The sequence below is a fragment of the Pseudoalteromonas luteoviolacea genome (assembly GCF_001750165.1).
In the GTDB taxonomy this organism is placed as follows: Bacteria; Pseudomonadota; Gammaproteobacteria; order Enterobacterales; family Alteromonadaceae; genus Pseudoalteromonas; species Pseudoalteromonas luteoviolacea_G.
In genome coordinates, this window is sequence record NZ_CP015412.1 from 1045328 (window position 1) to 1064984 (window position 19657).

The 19657-nt window shown below is 41.5% G+C and carries 20 protein-coding genes; 12 read left to right on the forward strand and 8 right to left on the reverse strand.

Annotated elements, in window-relative coordinates:
* Positions 1-26: 26 nt before the first annotated feature.
* From S4054249_RS24720 to udk, 3 genes are all read right to left on the reverse strand, one after another.
* Positions 27-3035: a TonB-dependent receptor domain-containing protein gene (locus tag S4054249_RS24720; protein ID WP_052960808.1), complete on the reverse strand. Its 3009-nt coding sequence runs from the start codon at positions 3033-3035 to the stop codon at positions 27-29.
* A gap of 370 nt (positions 3036-3405) precedes the next feature.
* On the reverse strand, positions 3406-4629 hold the full coding sequence (locus tag S4054249_RS24725; RefSeq protein WP_046354077.1) for a NupC/NupG family nucleoside CNT transporter: 1224 nt from the start codon (positions 4627-4629) through the stop codon (positions 3406-3408).
* Positions 4630-4646: 17 nt separating this feature from the next.
* Positions 4647-5276, reverse strand: coding sequence for a uridine kinase (gene udk / locus S4054249_RS24730; RefSeq protein ID WP_039610702.1), 630 nt, complete (start codon positions 5274-5276; stop codon positions 4647-4649).
* Between the two features lie 310 nt (positions 5277-5586).
* Between udk and S4054249_RS24735 the strand changes: the two genes are divergently transcribed.
* The 10 genes from S4054249_RS24735 (at position 5587) to S4054249_RS24780 (ending at position 13600) form a co-directional block, all read left to right on the forward strand.
* Positions 5587-6801: a phosphopentomutase gene (locus tag S4054249_RS24735; protein ID WP_046354076.1), complete on the forward strand. Its 1215-nt coding sequence runs from the start codon at positions 5587-5589 to the stop codon at positions 6799-6801.
* Positions 6802-6818: 17 nt separating this feature from the next.
* Entirely contained in the window at positions 6819-7520 is a 702-nt protein-coding gene (gene deoD, locus S4054249_RS24740; protein ID WP_039610704.1) for a purine-nucleoside phosphorylase, read from the forward strand.
* Positions 7521-7718: 198 nt separating this feature from the next.
* A complete protein-coding gene (locus tag S4054249_RS24745) occupies positions 7719-8054 on the forward strand; it encodes a hypothetical protein (RefSeq protein WP_046354075.1) in 336 nt (111 codons plus the stop codon).
* A 73-nt stretch (positions 8055-8127) separates the two neighbouring features.
* Positions 8128-9150, forward strand: coding sequence for a hypothetical protein (locus S4054249_RS24750; protein ID WP_046354074.1), 1023 nt, complete (start codon positions 8128-8130; stop codon positions 9148-9150).
* 91 nt (positions 9151-9241) lie between these two features.
* Positions 9242-9565 (forward strand): hypothetical protein, encoded by a 324-nt coding sequence (locus tag S4054249_RS24755; protein ID WP_145925120.1) that lies wholly within the window; start codon positions 9242-9244, stop codon positions 9563-9565.
* 14 nt (positions 9566-9579) lie between these two features.
* Positions 9580-10260 (forward strand): hypothetical protein, encoded by a 681-nt coding sequence (locus S4054249_RS24760; RefSeq protein WP_046354072.1) that lies wholly within the window; start codon positions 9580-9582, stop codon positions 10258-10260.
* Between the two features lie 95 nt (positions 10261-10355).
* Positions 10356-11375 (forward strand): hypothetical protein, encoded by a 1020-nt coding sequence (locus tag S4054249_RS24765; protein ID WP_046354071.1) that lies wholly within the window; start codon positions 10356-10358, stop codon positions 11373-11375.
* A 54-nt stretch (positions 11376-11429) separates the two neighbouring features.
* Positions 11430-12170 carry a ferredoxin--NADP reductase gene (locus S4054249_RS24770; protein ID WP_046354070.1) on the forward strand — a complete coding sequence of 247 codons (741 nt, stop codon included), beginning with the start codon at positions 11430-11432 and terminating at the stop codon, positions 12168-12170.
* A 72-nt stretch (positions 12171-12242) separates the two neighbouring features.
* Positions 12243-12701 carry a nuclear transport factor 2 family protein gene (locus S4054249_RS24775; protein WP_046354069.1) on the forward strand — a complete coding sequence of 153 codons (459 nt, stop codon included), beginning with the start codon at positions 12243-12245 and terminating at the stop codon, positions 12699-12701.
* Positions 12702-12865: 164 nt separating this feature from the next.
* Entirely contained in the window at positions 12866-13600 is a 735-nt protein-coding gene (locus S4054249_RS24780; RefSeq protein ID WP_046354068.1) for a substrate-binding periplasmic protein, read from the forward strand.
* Positions 13601-13631: 31 nt separating this feature from the next.
* On the opposite strand, the gene S4054249_RS24785 is transcribed toward S4054249_RS24780, so the two are convergent.
* Positions 13632-13859: a hypothetical protein gene (locus S4054249_RS24785; RefSeq protein ID WP_046354067.1), complete on the reverse strand. Its 228-nt coding sequence runs from the start codon at positions 13857-13859 to the stop codon at positions 13632-13634.
* Between the two features lie 258 nt (positions 13860-14117).
* On the opposite strand from S4054249_RS24785, the gene S4054249_RS24790 reads away from it, so the two are divergent.
* A complete protein-coding gene (locus tag S4054249_RS24790) occupies positions 14118-16676 on the forward strand; it encodes a reprolysin-like metallopeptidase (protein ID WP_052960807.1) in 2559 nt (852 codons plus the stop codon).
* Positions 16673-17041, forward strand: coding sequence for a hypothetical protein (locus S4054249_RS24795; RefSeq protein WP_052960806.1), 369 nt, complete (start codon positions 16673-16675; stop codon positions 17039-17041). The genes S4054249_RS24790 and S4054249_RS24795 overlap by 4 nt, the downstream gene beginning before the upstream one ends.
* 28 nt (positions 17042-17069) lie before the next feature.
* Here S4054249_RS24795 and S4054249_RS24800 read toward each other — a convergent pair whose 3' ends face one another.
* The 4 genes from S4054249_RS24800 to bufA2 form a co-directional block, all read right to left on the reverse strand.
* Positions 17070-17495, reverse strand: a complete 426-nt coding sequence (locus S4054249_RS24800; protein ID WP_046354066.1) for a hypothetical protein — start codon at positions 17493-17495, stop codon at positions 17070-17072.
* A gap of 15 nt (positions 17496-17510) precedes the next feature.
* Positions 17511-18296, reverse strand: a complete 786-nt coding sequence (locus S4054249_RS24805) for a DNA-binding domain-containing protein (RefSeq protein WP_046354065.1) — start codon at positions 18294-18296, stop codon at positions 17511-17513.
* On the reverse strand, positions 18283-19128 hold the full coding sequence (gene bufB / locus S4054249_RS24810; RefSeq protein WP_046354064.1) for an MNIO family bufferin maturase: 846 nt from the start codon (positions 19126-19128) through the stop codon (positions 18283-18285). Before bufB ends, S4054249_RS24805 begins: the two co-directional genes overlap by 14 nt.
* Positions 19129-19190: 62 nt before the next feature.
* On the reverse strand, positions 19191-19655 hold the full coding sequence (bufA2, locus tag S4054249_RS24815; RefSeq protein WP_046354063.1) for a BufA2 family periplasmic bufferin-type metallophore: 465 nt from the start codon (positions 19653-19655) through the stop codon (positions 19191-19193).
* Between the last annotated feature and the right edge of the window lie 2 nt (positions 19656-19657).

Here is a 19657-nt window from a genome sequence, read left to right on the forward strand (position 1 = left end):
TCAATATGAAGCCTTTTTTATGCGTATTAAAACGTTATCTTCGTACCTAATGAAACAAAACGTCCTCGCCCTCCACCATAAGCACTATGAAAGTTGCCGTTTCCGCCAATTATAAAAGCCCCTTTATTGTCGAATATATTTTTTACATTGGCAGAAACCTTAAGTGTCGCCCCTTGTATTTTTTGGTGATAAGACAATTGAATAGAGTGAGTTGTATAAGAGGGCAGGTCATTGCCCCAAAGCGGTTCAGGGTTAGAAATGCAAGCACTTGACCTAAGTGCGCAGCGTTCACTATTGGCATTGATAAAATTAATCCAGTTTTCATATGTCTGTTTACTGCGTTTGATAGCACTTTTAAATTGCGTATGCCATGTTACTCGCCATTTATCCTGTTGCCATGAAAACGAAGCCTTCCCTGTATCCTCAAAAATATGGTGGTTTAAATATCCCTCATGTATTTCAGGAGTGCGAAGATTGATGGGGTCAGATATCAATGCATGCTCAATAACATGATTCCAATTGAGCTTAAAGGCGAGAATACCAGTGTTTTTGAGAGTATATGCATAGTTAACCGCCAAGTCATAGCCCTGCGTAGTGAGTTGATTTGCGTTGATTAAGCGCTGTTGTAGCTCAATGATTTGGCCTTCGTGGTCTCTTTTTATTGCTTGGCAAAACGGGGTGCTTGGGTCAAATGATAGGCCTGTTTGATAGCATCTAGCCAAGATGTCTCGATGAGACAGTGAGGTGATGACATCGTCGATGGTTATTTTATAGTAGCTTGCATTAAGCGTTAATTCAGTTATGGATATGGGCGAGAATTGCAGCTCAATTGCATAGCTATTGGCGGTTTCTTCGGTGAGTTCAGGGTTGCCTAAATTTGGAGAGTAGCTGTTGTTTTGATCATCAAAGACACCTTCTTGTGTTATCACTGTATTGATGCCCGGCTCCTGTCGACAATTTTCATGTCCAGGTTGCTTTGATGTTGCTGTGACGCCATCACATATATCCTGAAATGCGTTGTAGTCGCCTCTCATTGGCGACATCAACTCTGTGATGGTAGGTGCTCGCATAGACTTTGCCCAATTAAAATTAAACGTATAATCTGTGGTCGGTGCGTAATTTACGCCGAGATTATAACTTTGGATCAGCCCCATATTTGACCAGCTGTAATCCGCAATACGAGCAGCCAATGATAAATTTAATTGGTGTGCAAGTGGCATATTTTTTAGCAGTGGCAACGCGGCTTCAGTAAACACTTCATAGCTGGTAACATCTCCTGTAAAAGTTGGGATATAGTTAAAAGTAACGCCTCCTTCGGGCACATTGGTGGATACGTTTTGTCTATCTTTTCTATACTCAACCCCAAATACTGAAAATATCGGGCCTGATGCTAAATTAGCAAGTTCTCCAGTTACAGTAGCTGTAAAGTTAGTTTGTGATAGCTCAGTCGTTAATTGAGGGTTAATGCGTATGTAATTGGCCGCAGCTGAGTTGATCGCGTTCTCACCAAATAAGTTGATTGGCACACAGCCATGCTTTCTTGCAACGAGATCTTTGCACCTTATAGAACCATCGCTTAATCGTTCAGCGTTAAGCGCGTGTTTGACATGAGCAACTTTTAGCTCGTTATAGCGAATCTGATTTTGTTTGAACTGTCCAAACCCTGCCGAGACATCCCATTGCCAATCATCCCCAATTGTCCCGTTAAAACCTGCCCATGAACGAAAAGTTGTACGTGTGTTCTTGTTGGTAACGGCGCCAACTTCGTGAAATAAACGATCCCATTTTATGTTCTGATTACTGGCACTTTTGCGTATCTCTGCTGGCACATAAGGGTTAGTATGAGGGATCGCGCCAATACAATCTGAACTGAACTGCTCTATGTTTGGCTTATAAGTGATGACAAGATCACATTCATCTTCATTTTCTGGAGACTTTACATTGAGGCTGTCATTTTTGCTGTAGTGTAATTGCAAGTAGCCTTGATCGCCAGATTCAAAATCAAACTCATTTTTTATTGCCACACTTAGCTGCTGGCTAGGGAGTTGTAGCATACTATACTGATTAAAATGCAAGCCATGTACTTCTTCCTGCCAATCATTTCTTAATGTTTGACCATCATACCAAAAGCCAGAACTGGGCTTAAAGCTGCTCGTTTCATTGAACACTCCACCGGGTAACGCATCGCTTAATGAGGTCCAGTCACTTTGTTCAATATCACGCATACATTGATATGCACTGTGCTGCTCAGGGTCATATACAGCAGTGAGCATAGTGTTGCACATTCTTTTGGGATCATATCGCCAGTCATCTTGCTGCTGAGCACGCGGTCTATCCCAGTAATCTAATCCAAAGTGTTCGATGTAAGATGCACTTAATAATAGCTGTCCTTGCTGGTTGGCATACTGGATACCTGTATCGGCATTGATTGACATTTCCCTTGCGCCACCAGCGGTACTTTCTCCAAATGCTAGGTTAATAGTCGAGTTGTCTTTGCTTTGTCGAGTAATGATATTGACGACACCTGAGATAGCGCCAGATCCGTATGCTGCTGAAGCACCGCCTGTTACTATTTCGATATTTTTTATTATGCCTTTTGGTATAGTGGAAAGGCTGACAAGATCGCCTGAATAACTGTTTGATACGACACGTCGACCATCAATTAAAGTGAGCGTTCGATTGAGCCCTAAACCGCGTAAATCTATGGTAGAGAGGCCTGAGTTATGAGTACTATTTTGGGAATTAAAATGACTGATCCCCTCATTAATCTGGACCACTTCATCGATTAAAATATCGGATAATGAAGCAAATGCAGAGTGAGTAATTACATCGTCTGCAATATTAGTCAGTATATGCGTATTATTGCTTTGAACAATGCGTGACCCCGTCACAGCTATCCGCTCGATGTTTTGATCTTGTTGTTTATCTGCAAGTAAAGTTTCGGGCGCTGCATGCCCATTATTTACCATACATAGAAAACCAGTACCAAATACAAAGATAGAAAAAGCGTTGTTAGGTTTTTTACTTAATGACACTAAACTTCCTTAAATACACTAATTAGGCAGTAAAAAATCGTCCTTGTACAAAGCTTCCTTTTTAGGCGTTTTATCCTCGTTTTCAGGATATGGTTTGTAGTATCGCTATTGTTTATTAAGTTATAATTATATGTGTATTAAATGTAAATTAAAAGTGCGAGCAGACAGTACTCGTGTTCACGCTGTTTGTAAGAGAGGTAACTTTAATTGAAAAGCCAGATGAAGTGGTGTCTATATTTATGTGCTAGTAGAAACGATAAAAGGGCCATAAAGGCCCTTTGGGAAGTATCGTTCAAGTTAGTATGATTACCCTAACCCCTTAAGGTAACCAACCAATTGTTTTGCAAAAGCGGCATATCTCGTTAAGTTTCTAAGCTAGCGAGAGGAAAAAACCTGCTATTGCTGCGCTCATTAGGTTAGCCATTGACCCTGCTAAAACCGCCCTGAGCCCTAAGCGTGCGATATCCTTTCTACGACTGGGGGCCATACCACCTAGTCCGCCTAGTAAAATTGCAATCGACGATAGGTTAGCAAATCCACATAACGCAAATGTGACAATTGCTTGGGTATGTTCAGATAACCCATCGCGATAATTCATAAAGTCCAAGTAAGCTACGAATTCGTTAACTACTAATTTTTGGCCGATAAAACTACCTGCCGTTACAGCTTCTGCCCAAGGAACACCAATCATCCACGCCACTGGTGCAAAGACATAGCCTAAAATTTCTTGCAATGTTAGCTCTGGGTGATTAAACCAGCTGCCAATTCCGCCAAGTAAACCGTTCATTAGCGCGATGAGTGCGACGAATGCTAATAACATGGCACCAACATTCAATGCTAAGTGCATGCCGCTTGAAGCGCCAGCTGCCGCTGCATCAATAACATTCACTGGCTTTTCTTCGCCACTGTCTACTTCAGCTAAGTTTTCTTTGGTTTTTTCTGTCTCTGGCACAATCATTTTGGCCATTAAGAAACCACCAGGAGCTGCCATAAAACTTGCTGCGATCAAATATTTTAAATCGACACCAATGGCAACATAGCCCGCCATGACAGAGCCGGCGACTGTTGCAAGGCCACCAACCATAACAGCAAATAATTCTGATTGTGTCATTTTAGGAATGAACGGTTTCACAATAAGAGGCGCTTCTGTTTGTCCAACGAAAATATTCGCGGTAGCAGAAAGTGACTCTGGTCGTGATGTTTTAAGCAGCTTTTGTAATCCGCCACCTAAAATTTTAATTATCCATTCCATAATCCCGAGGTGGTATAAAACGCCTACCAACGCCGAGAAAAATACAATTACAGGCAAAACCTGAATGGCAAAAACAAACCCAATTGATTCTTGCGCAGCCAAAGGGCCAAATAAGAAGCTTATTCCATCATTGGCATAGCCAATGACTGAAGAAACCGCTGACGACATCGCGGCCAACGCGTTTTTACCAGCTTCTATAAAGAGTACAAAGCCGCCAATGACGACTTGCATTAAAAATGCGATACCTACAGTTCGTTTGTTTATTGCGCTGCGGTTCGTTGAAGCCGCGAAAGCAATACCCAGTAGCATCATCATGCCCACTAGGCTCATTATTGTTGTCATGCCAAAATGTTCCCGTTTTATTCTTGCAGCAAATATTTTATTTTACTTTTAATAATATCAATCGCAACGCGATTCATACCGCCACGGGTCACGACCAAGTCGGCATTGTGCTTCGATGGTTCGATAAATTGATAAAACATCGGTCTTACCGTTGCTTGATACTGCTCCACTACAGAAGAAATACTTCTGCCACGGTGCTCGATATCACGCTGCATACGACGTAATAAACAAATATCAAGCGGGGTATCAATAAATACCTTTATATCAAATTCTTCTATTAATGCTGGGTCGCTTAACAGTAAAATCCCTTCGACAATTAATATTTTTGCCGGATTTACTGTGCGTGTCTCACTACTGCGCGTGTGTTGAGCATAATCATAAGTCGGGACTTGTACAGATTTACCTTGACGTAATTGTTCAAGATGCTCTTTCATCAACGCATGCTCAAACGCATCCGGATGGTCATAATTTGTTTGAGTTCTATGCTCAAATGGCAAATGCGATTGATCTTTATAGTAAGCGTCTTCTTCTATAACGGCGATAGCGCCTGATTCAAGTTCATTTACTAGTTCGTTATATATTGTTTGACTAAAAAGAGACTTACCGGACGCAGAAGCGCCAGCTATGGCTATAATTGTTCGTGTCACTAAAGTTCACACCCAGCTATTGTTAACGTTGGAAGATCACAATAGCAAAAAAGACACGATTAATCTCTTTTGCCTCGCTTAAGGATCAAATTTAAATGTTTTGCCCTACACAAAACAGGACTTATGTCCGCTGGTATAACCAGATTTTTTATTTATTTAAAATAGGTACTCAGAAGATATATTATGGTTTTGTGACAGCGGACTAATGTCCTGTACGATATATTTAGCTATCAATAAAGTAACGACCTCTGGGAGCAAAGATGCTTTATAAAAACAAAATATGGCCCAGACAAAAGATGAGAGGTGATATATGGCAAGAGCAATTATATTAATGGCAGATAGCCTTGGCGTTGGTGCAGCACCAGATGCTGAAAAATTTGGTGATGTAGGTGCCAACACGCTCGCTCATCTTTTGCAAGCATATAAAGAGGAAAAAGGTTCAGCATTATCTATCCCTAATTTAACGAAATTAGGTTTAGTAGATGCATGTGAAGCCGCTGGTGGGAAAACATGTGAAGTTGCTGAGCGTATTAAGCCAGTAGCAGCATGGGGTTATGCCAAAGAGCTTTCTAGTGGTAAAGACACGCCGTCTGGACACTGGGAAATGGCAGGTGTGCCAGTTTTATTTGACTGGGGTTACTTTCCAAATACACAACCTTGTTTCCCACAAGAATTTATAGATGAGTTGTGCAAAAGAGCAGATATTCCAGGTATTTTAGGGAATTGTTATGGCTCAGGCACAGTGATTCTAGAGCAACTGGGTGAAGAGCACGTCAAAACTGGCATGCCTATTTGTTACACCTCAGTTGATAGCGTATTTCAAATAGCCGCTCATGAGCAATCATTTGGCCTTGAAAAGCTTTATCAAGTATGTGAAATCGCACGGGCACTGCTTGATGAAATGAACATAGGACGAGTGATTGCGCGGCCGTTTATAGGCACTTCGAGTGCCGACTTTATTCGTACAGGTAATCGTAGAGATTATTCTGTTTTACCACCGGCACCAACGGTTTTAGACAAGTTGGCTAATAGTGGTGGTGAAGTGATCAGTATTGGTAAAATTGCAGACATTTATGCACACCAAGGGATCACGCAAAAACATAAAGCGCCTGGTTTGTTGAATTTATTGAATAAAACCAGTGAAGTGATTGATTCAGCGCCTGACAATAGCCTGATCTTTACTAATTTAGTGGATTTTGACGAAAAATTCGGCCATCGCCGTAACGCGGTTGGTTATGCAGAAGCTTTGGCTGAGTTCGATGCCTATTTACCTACAATTTTAGGCAAGCTAAAAGATGACGATGTATTAATCATTACGGCGGATCACGGCTGTGACCCTACAGCACCTGGTACCGACCACACAAGAGAATACGTGCCTGTATTGGCATACCGAAATGGAATGAACAATACTCCATTAGGTGAAAGAAACAGCTTCGCAGATATAGGTCAAACACTTGCCCAGTGGTTTAACCTAGAAGAATTAGAATATGGTGACGGCTTTGCCGACAAGTTGGTTACAGCTTAAGTTAAAGGAAACATGTTATGAGTACTCCGCATATTAATGCAAACCCAGGTGATTTTGCTGAAACAGTATTAATGCCAGGTGATCCACTACGTGCAAAGTATATTGCTGAGAACTTCTTAGAAGATGCTCGCCAAGTAACTGACGTTCGCAACATGTTTGGATTTACTGGTACGTATAATGGTAAGCCAGTGAGCATCATGGGCTCAGGTATGGGTATTCCATCGATGTCAATTTACGCACGAGAGCTTATTGTTAGCTTTGGTGTTAAAAACTTAATTCGTATCGGTACTTGTGGCGGTATTAATCAAGATACAAAAATCCGTGATGTGATCTTTGCACAGGGTGCAAGCACAGATTCGAATGTGAACCGTGCGCGTGTACGTGGCTTTGATTTTGCTGCTATCGCTGACTTCGGTCTACTTGAGAATGGTGTTAACGCGGCACGTCGTCTAGGCATTGAGGCGAAAGTAGGTAACGTTTATACGACTGATACTTTCTATCAGGCTGACAGCAGCTTTTATCCTGAACTAGATAAGTTGGGTGTTTTGGCTGTTGATATGGAAACCGCAGGTCTTTATGGTGTTGCAGCAGAATACGGCGCAAAAGCAATGGCGCTATTCACAGTAAGCGACCATGTTATTACCGGTGAAGCAACGCCACCAGAAGAGCGTCAAAGCACGTTCAACGAAATGGTTAAGATTGCTCTAGAGTCAATTTAATTTAAAGTAGCGCACCGCTGTGCGCTACTTGAACAGTTCCTTGGTAACGTAATCGCAGAGTTTTGGAGACACGCCTAAAACAAAGCGAATCACACCCAAAAAGCCGCACCTAGTGCGGCTTTTTTTTATCTACAACACTTCTTAAGCTACTGATATGGTTAAATTTCCTTTTTTAATGACCAGTTAGTGGAGTAATTAATGATAAAGTTGGTTATAGCTGCGTTAATGGGCGCTGCGGCCTTTTCTTCTCAAGCCAATACATGCAGTAGTATTGGGTGTACAGACACCATAGAGACATTATTTGTCAATGAAGGTGGCCAAATATATGTAGGCACTCCAGGAAATGAGAAGCTAGCGAACTGCAGTCCTGTTGAAGGAAACTATTTCTCGATAGCAACCAGTAGTTCAAATAGGCAAGAGCTATATTCACTTTTATTGCTTGCATATTCCTCGAAAGAGCGAGTTCAATTGCGAGTTAAAGAAGGGACGAGTGGTTGCACAATCGCTTATGCGCGTATCGATGATCGCTGGTGATAAGCCAAGCCCATATCTAAACAGTGAGTGATGTACTATATTTTTGTTTAGCAGCATAACTCTGATAAACAAAATGAAATACATCAGCGTATTAATCGCTACTGTTTTGTGTTTGATGATACATAAAGTAGTGGCGATTGATTCTGTAAATATTAAAAGCGAGTCTGACTCGCAAAAAATCAAATATCTCTCCTTAAACTACCCAGTAAAGGCCATTGAGCTTTATAAACAGAATTCGACTAAGTATTTGTTACGAAGTGATGAAGAAACGATGTCGGTTTATGCCAGTGCACTTATTGCCGCTAGTAATGTACAAGATATAGACCTTATTGAAGAGATAATTGGATTGATAGCTGACGACAGGCTTACTCCTTACAGGCAGCCTTATCTTTTTACCGTGATTAATGTGATAGGTGTATCTTACGGCAAGAATATGCAGTATGTACAAGCTATAAAAACTCATAAGTGTGCCTTAAATCATACCAATAGTAATCTGGAGAAAATGATATCTAAGGTGAATTTGGCGATCACTTACAGAATGAATAATCAACCAGCCGTGAGTTACCAAATTTTACAAACCGTGGATGAGGCAATTCTCGATAGTAGGAGAGCTGCCGGAGTACTTGCAGAGAAAGGAAATACAGCAATGGTTTTAGGTAAGTTTGACTTGGCGATGCGCGCTTATAAATCAGCTCGTACTCAGTACTTAAAGGGAGGCCATCGTAGAAATGCGATGAGAGTCATTGTTCACCTACTGGGCGCTGCACTTTTAGATGAACAGTTCGACTTATTCAATGCAAGCCGGAAAACACTTAACCCACAATCGAGGTCTTATTTAACAGAGCACGAACTTATCTACTTAAAATGGTTAGACCTCGTTTATCTGAGTATCCAAAACAATCAAATATCTGAATTGACAGTGTCGTATACATTACACAACTTTACTGTGTTTATCGAAGCTGGGTTTCAAGCGCCCGTTGAACGCCTGCTAGAAAAGCTAAAAGCGCAGCATGTAGTGTCCCTTGAGCCACATACAACAAATGGAGTAGCAAAAATAAACGATAAACTAGCACACGGTTGGTGTGATGAGGGTTAACTAACTTCAAATGCATACTTGGCTACTTACCGCTGTTTGTAGAACCACATTGATGTACTATTATCAATTAAAAACTGAGTTGCCGGCTTTGATGAAGTATTTAATTTATCTGTTTGGATTGCTTTTATTCAGTTACGGTGGTGTTTATGCCACTGAGAAACATGGCAGAGCCTTTGCGACAGAGCTTGAGCGTATTAAATATCTCTCCTTAAACTACCCAGCAAAGGCCATTGAGCTTTATAGACAAAACTCAGCAAGACTACTGAAAGAAAATAATGCGCAGACTGTAGCTTTTTACAATCACGTACTGGTTGCAGCGAGTAGCATACATGACACCTCTTTGTCGAAGAAATCGTCAGTTTGTTGGATCATCGCCGGCTTGACCCATTTCGCGAACCCTACCTTTTTGCAATAGTGAATGTATTAGGTATGTCATACGGCACAAATTTACAATACATTGAAGCTATTGCTGCATATAAGTGTGCACTAGCGCTGACAGACAATAAGCTGGAAAAAATGATAGCCAAGGTAAATCTTGCAATAGCGTATCGCATGGCGGGTCAACCAGCTTTGAGCTATCAGATATTACAGAGTATTGATGAATCAATTTTGAGTGGTCAAAGAATTGCCGGCGTACTGGTTGTTAAGGGCAATACCGCCATGGTATTACGTAAAGTGGGTGCTGCAGTTAAGTATTACACACGGGCCAGAAAGTACTATATCAATGCGAACCATCACCGGAATGCGGCTAGAGTCACAGTGAATTTACTCGGGGCAGTCTTGGCGGATGGGCAATTTGCAATGTTCAAACAGCTTCGAGAATTACTGGATGTAAACGCTAAGAATCATCTGACTGATAATGAGTCTGCTTATCTTCAGTGGTTAGATATGATATCTGTGAGTTTGATGAATAAAACGATCTCACCTGAAGTCGGGAGCAATACACTCAATTTAGCGACGAAGTTGGTTGCTGGCGGTTATAAAGCGCCAGTCGAGATGATTTTAGAAGCCTTAGGTGCGAGACATCTTATTCCGTTAGAGGTTCAAACTAAAAGTACGAAAACCAGATTGCGAGCAAGGCTTGAGCGGCATTGGTGTCGCTTAAATTAATTGATGCCATTTTAAATTTTTTGCGTTGTTGGTACTGTTTCTATAAATGCATTGATGTACTATGGTTAACTCAATAAAGCGATTTGACAATTTTGATGAAGTATTTAATTTACCTGATTGGACTGCTTCTATTTAATAATGGTAGTACGTATGCTACTGAGAAACACGATCTAACTTTTTCGTCAGAGTCTGAGCGAATCAAATATCTAGCTTTAAACTATCCAGATCAAGCTCTAAATTACTTCAAGGAAAACCAAAAAAAACTGCTTGAGCAAAACTCTGAACAAACGGTATCTATTTACAGTAGCGTTTTAGCTGCTGCCAGTAGTGTTGGTGATATTAAGTTAGTTGAAGATATTGCGAAGTTGCTATCCGATCCGAGGTTGGTACCATACAGCAGGCACTTTCGTTTTACCATTGTCAATGTCATTGGGGTGTCTTATCGGTTTAATGGCCAGTTTGATGATGCTGTGATCACATACAAATGCGCACTGAAGCACGCTCGAAATAATGTCGAAAAAATGACTTCAAAAGTTAATCTTTCCATTGCTTATCGTATGAATAAGCAACCAGCGATCAGTTTTCAGATACTCCAAAGCATTGACGAAGCGATTCTCAGTGGCAGAAGAAAAGCAGGTTTGCTGGTTGTCACAGGCAATACAGCGATTGTCTTAGACAAGCCCAAAGAGGCTATCAGCTACTTTATCGCAGCACGACAGCACTATCTAAAAGATCTACATCATCGCAATGCAGCGAGGGTTACCGTTAACCTTTTAGGTGCCGCCTTAATCGCAAGACGTGCTGAGGTTTATGAAAAGTATAGGAAAAAGTTAACCTCTGCATATGAGGCATATTTGCCAAAGAGCGATCAGTTATACTTACAGTGGTTAGACTTGATGCATGATAGTGTTAAGTCCAATGTCGTTGCTGACAAAACCTTAGAATATACGAAAACGCATGTTGTGCGTTTACTTAAAGAGGGTTACACCGAACCTGTCAGAAAGTTACTTCAATCTTTAAATGCTGAATTCTTGATGCCAGAAATGCATAAAAAGAGTTTGATGAATATGGCTTTGCATTCAGGTTTGGCTAAACCATGGTGCCAAGATCTTTGACAAGTTTTTATTCTATGCCATTGTTTTAGTATATGCATTTATTGTGGTGCAGCCATGACAAATTGGGTAATGGGAAAAGTCGTCGAAGTAAATTGGTGGACGCCAAGCTTGTTTAGTTTAAAAATTGCGGCAGATATACAAAAGTTTACCGCAGGGCAATTTACTAAGTTAGCATTGGATGTTGATGGGAAACGCATTGCTCGAGCCTATTCATTCGTCAACTCGCCATCAGATCCCTTATTAGAGTTTTATGTAATTGAAGTGCAAGATGGTGCGCTTTCACAGCCGCTTGCGCAGCTAAAAGAAGGGGATGATGTGTGGGTATACAGCAAGCCTTCCGGTTACTTCACTTTAGAGGAAGTTCCTAAAGCTGACACTTTGTGGATGCTATCTACAGGGACCGCAATTGGCCCTTACTTATCTATTATAAGTGACGGTAAGCTTTGGAAGCATTTCAACCATGTCGTGTTAGTGCATGGAGTAAGATTGAATTCTGATCTATGTTATCAAGATCAAATTCGCGCGACAGAAAAGTTATTTGACCAATTTAAGTATGTTCCTTTAGTGAGTCGAGAAGCGCCAGAAATCGGATTAAGTGGTCGGGTGACGGATATAATAAAAAATGGTCAACTATTGGATTTCTGCCAATTAAGCTCGCTGCCAAAAGATAGTCATTTTATGTTGTGTGGCAACCCTAACATGGTCAAAGACACAACGTTGCTACTGCAAAAGCTGGGCTTTCAGAAGCACAGAAGGTCAGAACCAGGACATATTACAGTTGAGCAATATTGGTAAACTGAACCTACGCTGTATTACCGAAGCTAAACTTGATATACTTTCACTTGCCCGTACCAAAAAGGGGGAAGTATGAGGTTTATTTTTCTGTTGCTACTTTGCGTTAGTTCGTTAGGTGTTATAGCGAACCCAGCATTTGAAGACAAGGCACGCGAATATAATCTGCAAAAAACTGAACAAGAAAAAGCGGCTGAAGCGGTTATTGACAAACTAATTTTGGCATATAACAAACAGAGTATACGTCAGTTTTTGGCCTTATATGCTGAAGATGTGGAATTCTATATGTATCCTCAAACGCTTATGTTTAAAGGGAAAAAGCAACTCATTAAGCGCTATGGTTTGATGTTTGAAAAAATGCATTGCATGAAATCAACTTCAATCAAAAGAATAACAAATGGTAACATTGTAATTGATCATGAAACATCTGAAATTTGTACGCAGAAAGATGGCGTTGTTGATAAGCGTTCAGAGTTTGTAACAAGTTATCAAATTGAAAATGGTAAGATCAGCAAAGTTGTTTTTTTTAGATAGCCTTCCATTTTTTCAGAGCTCTGGGAATCGCAGAGCTCAGCAAGTATTTGCTTATTTTATTTTTCTCATTACTTCTTAACGTCTATCCTTTAAACAAGATTCAATAACAATCATGCACCATAAGTATTATCATTTAATCTGACAAACAGAGTTGGAGGGGTGGTGTGGTAAATAAGTTGGCACTATTGTTAGTGCTGTTATGCGTTAGCAGTAGCAAAGCTATTGCAGATGTGCCCAAACTGAATGTCGTAACTGAAGAGTGGGTTCCGTACAATTATGCCAATGAACAAGGGGAAATTGTTGGTAGGGCTACCGAAAAAGTTCGAGCGGTTCTTGATCTTGCAGGTATAGAGTATGACATTAAGCTTTATCCTTGGGCTCGCTCTATGAAGCTCACGCAAACGCAAGCCAATACCATGATTTACTCGATTTATCGAAGTGGGGACCGTGAGGCCTTATTTGAATGGGCATGCCCATTGATGCGGCCTGTGAGGCAGTATCTCTTTCGGTTAAAAAGTAGAGAAGATATAAAGGTTGCTACCCTTGAGGATGCGAAGAAATATGTGATATCTATTGTACGAGGGAGTGTTGTGCATGAGTTCTTGACAAAGCAAGGGTTTGAAGCTGGTGTCAATCTCGATATTACAGCGGATCCAAGCGCTTCGCAAAGAAAGCTATTGGCGGGGAGGATAGACTTTCTTTTGACGACTGAATACACCATGCATGCCACGTTAAAATCAATAGGCGTTGATTATGATGTGGTTGTACCTGTTATAGAGGTGCGTAATAACTCAGACAGACGCGCATGTATGGCATTTAACTTGAATACTGATAAAGAGCTTATCGATAGGGTCAGGAGGGCACTTGCAGAGCATAATAGTCGTTATGTCGGTCCTTGAGCCCTCGATTTTCCACAAAATATAAATCAATTCACCAAGGTTTAAGCGTATTGCGCTGCTTTTTTGGTTTATCTACCAAATATTTGTCAAACAAACGCTTACCATTATCGTACTCTAGTGGCGGTCGTTTTACACCGGGGTTTGATATAATGGCGAGCAAAGCCAATAAAATGGTTTTTACAAAATCCATCTCAATTAAATAAATAAACGATAGCGTTGTCATCGCTATACAAGTGATAAAGCGAACTAAAAATATCATTGCCTTTCCTTTTGCAAATTTATACGTGTCACTCTAGAGCCTTTAGAGCATCCTTTCAAGAGGTCTGATGAGTAATTGAGCGTAATTACACTCACTGGCACTTATCGCCTACAATTCGTATGGGCAATCTCTTACATATAGGTGTGTTTGTTCGATGTGTTAGTGACAAACAATGGATAAAAAATTGCCTGATGATCACGCAATCAATATATCAAAGGCTATGCTTTAGTTAATAACATATAGAACTTGGAAAGACTTATGGTGAAATATCTTTTGGCTTTTTGCTCAGTAATATTGCTTTCATTTAGTGTGAAAAGTGAAATAAATCTATGGTCTGACTTTCAACATAAAGCGCTGGAAGAATCCCAAGAAGGGCTTAAAAAAGCATATTTAGATACCAAAAGAATGGCAGAGGTATTTGCTGGAGATGGCGAGCTACGCTTGCTACTGCCAACACCGAGTGGTGAGTTAATGATGTTTCAACTAACTCCTTACTCGGTCATGCCAAAATCTTTAGCGGATAAATATCCACAAATTAAAACGTATATTGGCAAGCATGAGAGCGACCCATCCATCTCAGGCACATTTGATATCTCACCGAATGGTTTTTATGGGGTGTATGATTTACACGGACAGCGAGTGTTTGTTGAGCCGATAATTGCCTCTTCAGAAGAAAAAAAAGCACTATACCGAGTGTATTACAAGCATGCTATTGCTGACTCATACGCTAAATCTGATTACATCTTACGTCAACCTATTAAGCATAAATTGGTTGACCATCAAGCTCGAAACAATGACTTTCCAAGTTTTAGTACGCCACTCACAAATGACGTCAAGTATCGCCTTGCTATAGCCACAACAGGCGAATACTCAGAGTTTCATGGCGGCACTAAAGAGAGTGTTATGGCTGCTCTGGTGACGCTTGTTAATCGAGTTAACCAAGTTTATATGAGAGATTTGTCTACTACATTCGAATTAGTGGCCAATAATGATGACTTAATCTTTTTAGACGCTTCGTCAGATCCATTTTCCAATGATGACTCAGACATTGACAGAATTACGGATGCGATTGACCCTGTGATCGGTAGCTCAGGTTATGATATCGGGCATCTTGTTGGTACAGGGGCTGGTGGGCTTGCTGGATTCGGCGTGGCGTGTACTACCGCTAAAGCAGAGGGAATAACGGGCAACCCTCAGCCCGTGAATGATGCCTTTTCTATCGATTATGTTGCACACGAAATTGGCCATCAACTCGGCGCTGATCATACGTTTAATGGGCTAGCAGGGGCATGTGACGGAAACCGGGTCGAAACGGCAGCATTTGAACCAGGCAGTGGCTCAACGATTATGGGGTATACAGGCATTTGTGAAACACAGAACCTTCAAGCCAATTCTGATCCCTATTTTCATGTTCATTCATTAGAGCAAATGGCTGCATTCACGAGGCAGGCTGACGGCAGCACTTGCGGAGTGAGAACAGCAAAGACCAATCAAGCGCCAGTTGTAAACGCTGGAAATAATTTCACCATTCCTGCTAGAACACCATTCAAGTTGACTGGTAGTGCAACGGATGCTGATGGGGATACATTGACCTATAGTTGGCAGCAAAGCGATTTGGGTAGTGCGACTAACAGCCCTCAAGAAGATGCGACGGATAGTGGCTCTGGCCCCTTATTCAGAGTATTTAACCCATCATCGGATAGCACACGCACGTTTCCCCAGATGTCAGACGTGATGTCTGGTCAAGTCAGTTATGGAGAAGCATTACCGACGACGAGCAGAGACTTGATATTTAAATTACTAGTGAGAGATGGCAATGGCAATATCGCGGACGACTCTGTGACGATCACCATCTTGGGCAATCAACAGGGATTTGCTGTTACAGAGCCTACCAGTGGGACGCTTTGGACCTTAGGAACGCATACTGTTCGCTGGCAAACCGCAGATACTGAAAACGCCCCAATTTCTTGTTTATCTGTCGATATTTTATTGTCACTAGATGGGGGAGAGTCTTTCCCTACATTAATCGCAGATGATGTTCCCAATGATGGACAGCATGATGTGACTCTCGCTAACTTAGCCAGTTCGGCAAATGGTAAGTTGAAAATTATGTGTAGTAACAATGTCTTTTTTGCAGTCAATGCCGGTAACTTGCAAATTCAGGGCAGCACTGAGCCTATAGCACCTAATATTACTGAGCAAGAAGCCTTAGTCGTCGCAGAAGATGACAGTATCACTTTGACAATTTCTAACTTTAAGTATCAAGGTGGGTTTAATGCAGAGTCGCTCACGGTTGCTAGTGGTGATAACTATACTGCTAATGGATTGACAGTGACGCCTTCGGCAAATTTCAATGGCACACTAACAGTGCCTGTTACGGCTATCAGAGGTTCACTATCGAGTGATTCATATAACGCATCTATTACTGTGACTGCGGTGAATGATGCCCCGGTTGGCCAAAATGATTCGTTTAATGTTAACACCAATAGCCAATCAAATTTGCTGGATGTGTTGGCAAATGATACCGATATTGATGGCGATAGCTTGGTTATTGGAACGGTGAGCTATCAGGGAACTGGCAGTGTGATTGTGTCTAATAACCAACTGGCTTACACCCCTGCTGCAAACTTTTCCGGCAGTGAGCAACTCACTTATGTGGTAAGAGATGCAAGTGGCTCGGAGTCTAGTGCACAGGTATCGATTACTGTGTCAGTGCCTGCAAGTAATGACAGTGGTTCATCTGGTGTAATGACATATTTGATGTGGATGATGTTGATATTGAGTCTGTTAAGAGTGTACACAAGGAGAGTCGTTTGAAAGGTTTTATAGGCATTGCTTTGTTTTGTTGTTTAGCGGTTGGGTGTGTAAATGATTATGCTCAGCGCCAAACGGACTCATCTGACCCTGTGAGAGATAACACCACTAAGGTATCCCAAGCCGTTGCATCAGCATTGAGGGATAAAGATTATAGGCTCTTTGCGACTACGGGTAGAAGACCCGTTTTCCCAGGCTTGGAAAAATTGGCATTTTCGATGTTGAAGGCAAAATGTGGCGTAAAGTATTTATCCGGTTCAGGAGATGTGCTTAAGTCTGAGCAAGACAAGCAACAGCGCCTCGAAAGGTATGAATATGCCAAAGCGTACAATATAGAAATGTATGCCAAGTGCAAAGCGTTGAAATAACGTGTGACGGGCTGGGCAATATAATTATTTACTCTAAGGAGGTGAGAAGCTGCTTTATATCGCTTCTCACTTTGTCTATGTCTTTGACTATCACCTCAATAGAGTGGCTATCACTTGAGATACTCTCCCATTTCTTAGACCAAGTTTGATGAAGGGAGTTTGAGCTGGTTTGCACATTTTGGTTAGTTAAGTAGCTAAAATCTTTGATAAGCCCTACTTTGACCCAGCCTTTGCGAGGACTCGCGGTTTGCATGTCATTGTCATAATGCGCGATATATAAAAGTTGTTCTAATGCTGCCAATTCTTTCAGTATTTCAAAGCAGGCAAGCCTGACATTGTTATTATATTCAGATGCTTCAAGTCGCCATGTGTTGTAGCTGAATCCAACTAAGGCAAACACCATGCTGAATATAACACTAACCTGATAAAGGTGTAGCTTTTGTTTCATTTTCATCTAAGCACCTGTGTTTTATGGCACGGACGATTTTAAAAACCAACCAAGTTCAATACCTTGTTGGATCAACTGCATCACTTCCATAGTACCTTGTTGCTGATCTCCCATGACATGTGCCGCTGCTTCACACACAAATCCAAATGGTAGCCCTTGCTCTATGCTACTCAAACATTGAAAATGGCACTCGGAAATCGGGTAAAAGCCAGTGCGCTTATCTGGGGCACGGGCAATGATCCAATGACGATGGTTTGGCAGTTCAGGACTCGGTGGAGAGGTATCATTTTTCAGAGCTTGCCAGCTTTCAACTGCGGCAAATTGGCAGGTGAGTAAGTGGACGCTACCGTGTAGTTTTATAATAATGTTAGGCCATTGTGATTGTTCAATTGATTGTAGATCAGTCATTTGCAAGGGCTGCCCATCAGCAGCGTCGAAGGCGTGTAACAACAAACGTTCGAACTGAGCAATTTCAGATAAGATACCGTGCTCTTTAAAAGGGGATTGCTCGCGCAGTAGTTGTGGTAGTCGTTCACCAAATTCTCTTAATGACGCAGATCTGGATGGATATGCAGATAAATAGGCGTCTACCATTGAGTCAAACAGCTCGTCACCCAAATACAGCCCCAACATTTCATGGTCCTGCTCGAGCACTTTTTTCAGTCTAATTTGGTAAGCGTTTTTATAAATTTCACCGCGTTGTTCACAAGATAATCCATTTTGTTGAGCTATTTGTTGTGTGAAGTCTGTGTTTTGTCCTTTAAGCATGGCCACAAACTCATGTTGCAGTTGTTCAAGCGTGTTCATGTAAACTCCAAGCACGAGAAGCAAGCGTTCTGGCCTGCTCAAGCTCGCTTATAATCTCTGCAAAAGCAGGGAAGTTATCGTCACGCTCTATCATGGTGTTGACTGGTGCATGTGTTTTCGCAAAATTCGCAAATAACTGCCAGACCTCATTACAAATAGGTTGATCATGTGTGTCGATGATATGCGTGCCAAAATCACTGTGCCCAGCTAAATGGATTTGTGCAATTGAAGAGGCGGGTATTGCATTTAAAAATTCATTCGGATCAAATTGATGATTTCGTGCACTCACGTAAATATTATTAATGTCTAGTAAAAATTGACACCCTGTACGACTGTGTAGTTCGGCTAGAAATTCCCATTCGCTCATTTCTGATGCTTGATATGTTAAGTAACTAGAAACATTCTCAAGGATCAGAGGCCGCTCTAGGAAGTCTTGAACAACTGATAACCTTTTGCATAAATGTTCGAGAGATTCTTCTGTGTATGGCATTGGTAATAAATCATGGCTATTAAAGTCACCGAGTGAAGAAAAACAAAGGTGATCAGAGATCCAAAGCGGTTGTATACGCTCAATGGTCTGTTTTAGTTTGCTGAGGTAATCAAAATTGACATCTGTTGTACTGCCAATTGACATAGAAACGCCGTGCATGACGATGGGGTAGCGCTCTTTAATTTGTGATAAGTAATACCATGGCTTGCCTCCTGAGACAAAGTAATTCTCAGAGATCACTTCAAACCAGTCTACGTTGGGCTCAGTGGTTAAAATCTCTTCAAAATAACAGGTTCGAAGTCCAAGGCCAAAACCAATATAAGGTGGGGGGGAAAATTTCAATCTATTCTCACAGTTTTATTTGAAATTGGAACCCACAGTTTTGAGGGCTCCAACACGATTGATTAACTACCGACTTTACCGCCGATATCTTTGCATGCTTTAGCTGGCATGTTGACAAAACCAGTCCCTTTGCAAGATGCCTGAGCGGCACAGGCGTTGTTTGCCGTTTTACAATCGTTGTGACCACCACAGATGTTCACGTCATGACAGTGGACTAAATCCGCCTTAGCAACGCTGCCAACCCAATCATCTTTTTGTTTGCCACCTACATCTGCGCAGGCTTTTGCGGGCATACCAACAAATCCGCTTCCCTTACAAGAAGCTTGGCCAGCACAAGCATTGCTTGCTGTTTTACAGTCGTTATGACCACCACAAATATTCACATCGTAGCAATGCACTAAATCTGTCTTAGCGCCACCTGAACTTGCTGTTGCGCCTGCGCTACTCGATTGGCTTGAATCTGTTGCGTTACAACCAACCAGACCAGCTACCATTACTGCCATTGCGGCGCCTGTTAATGCTTTCATTG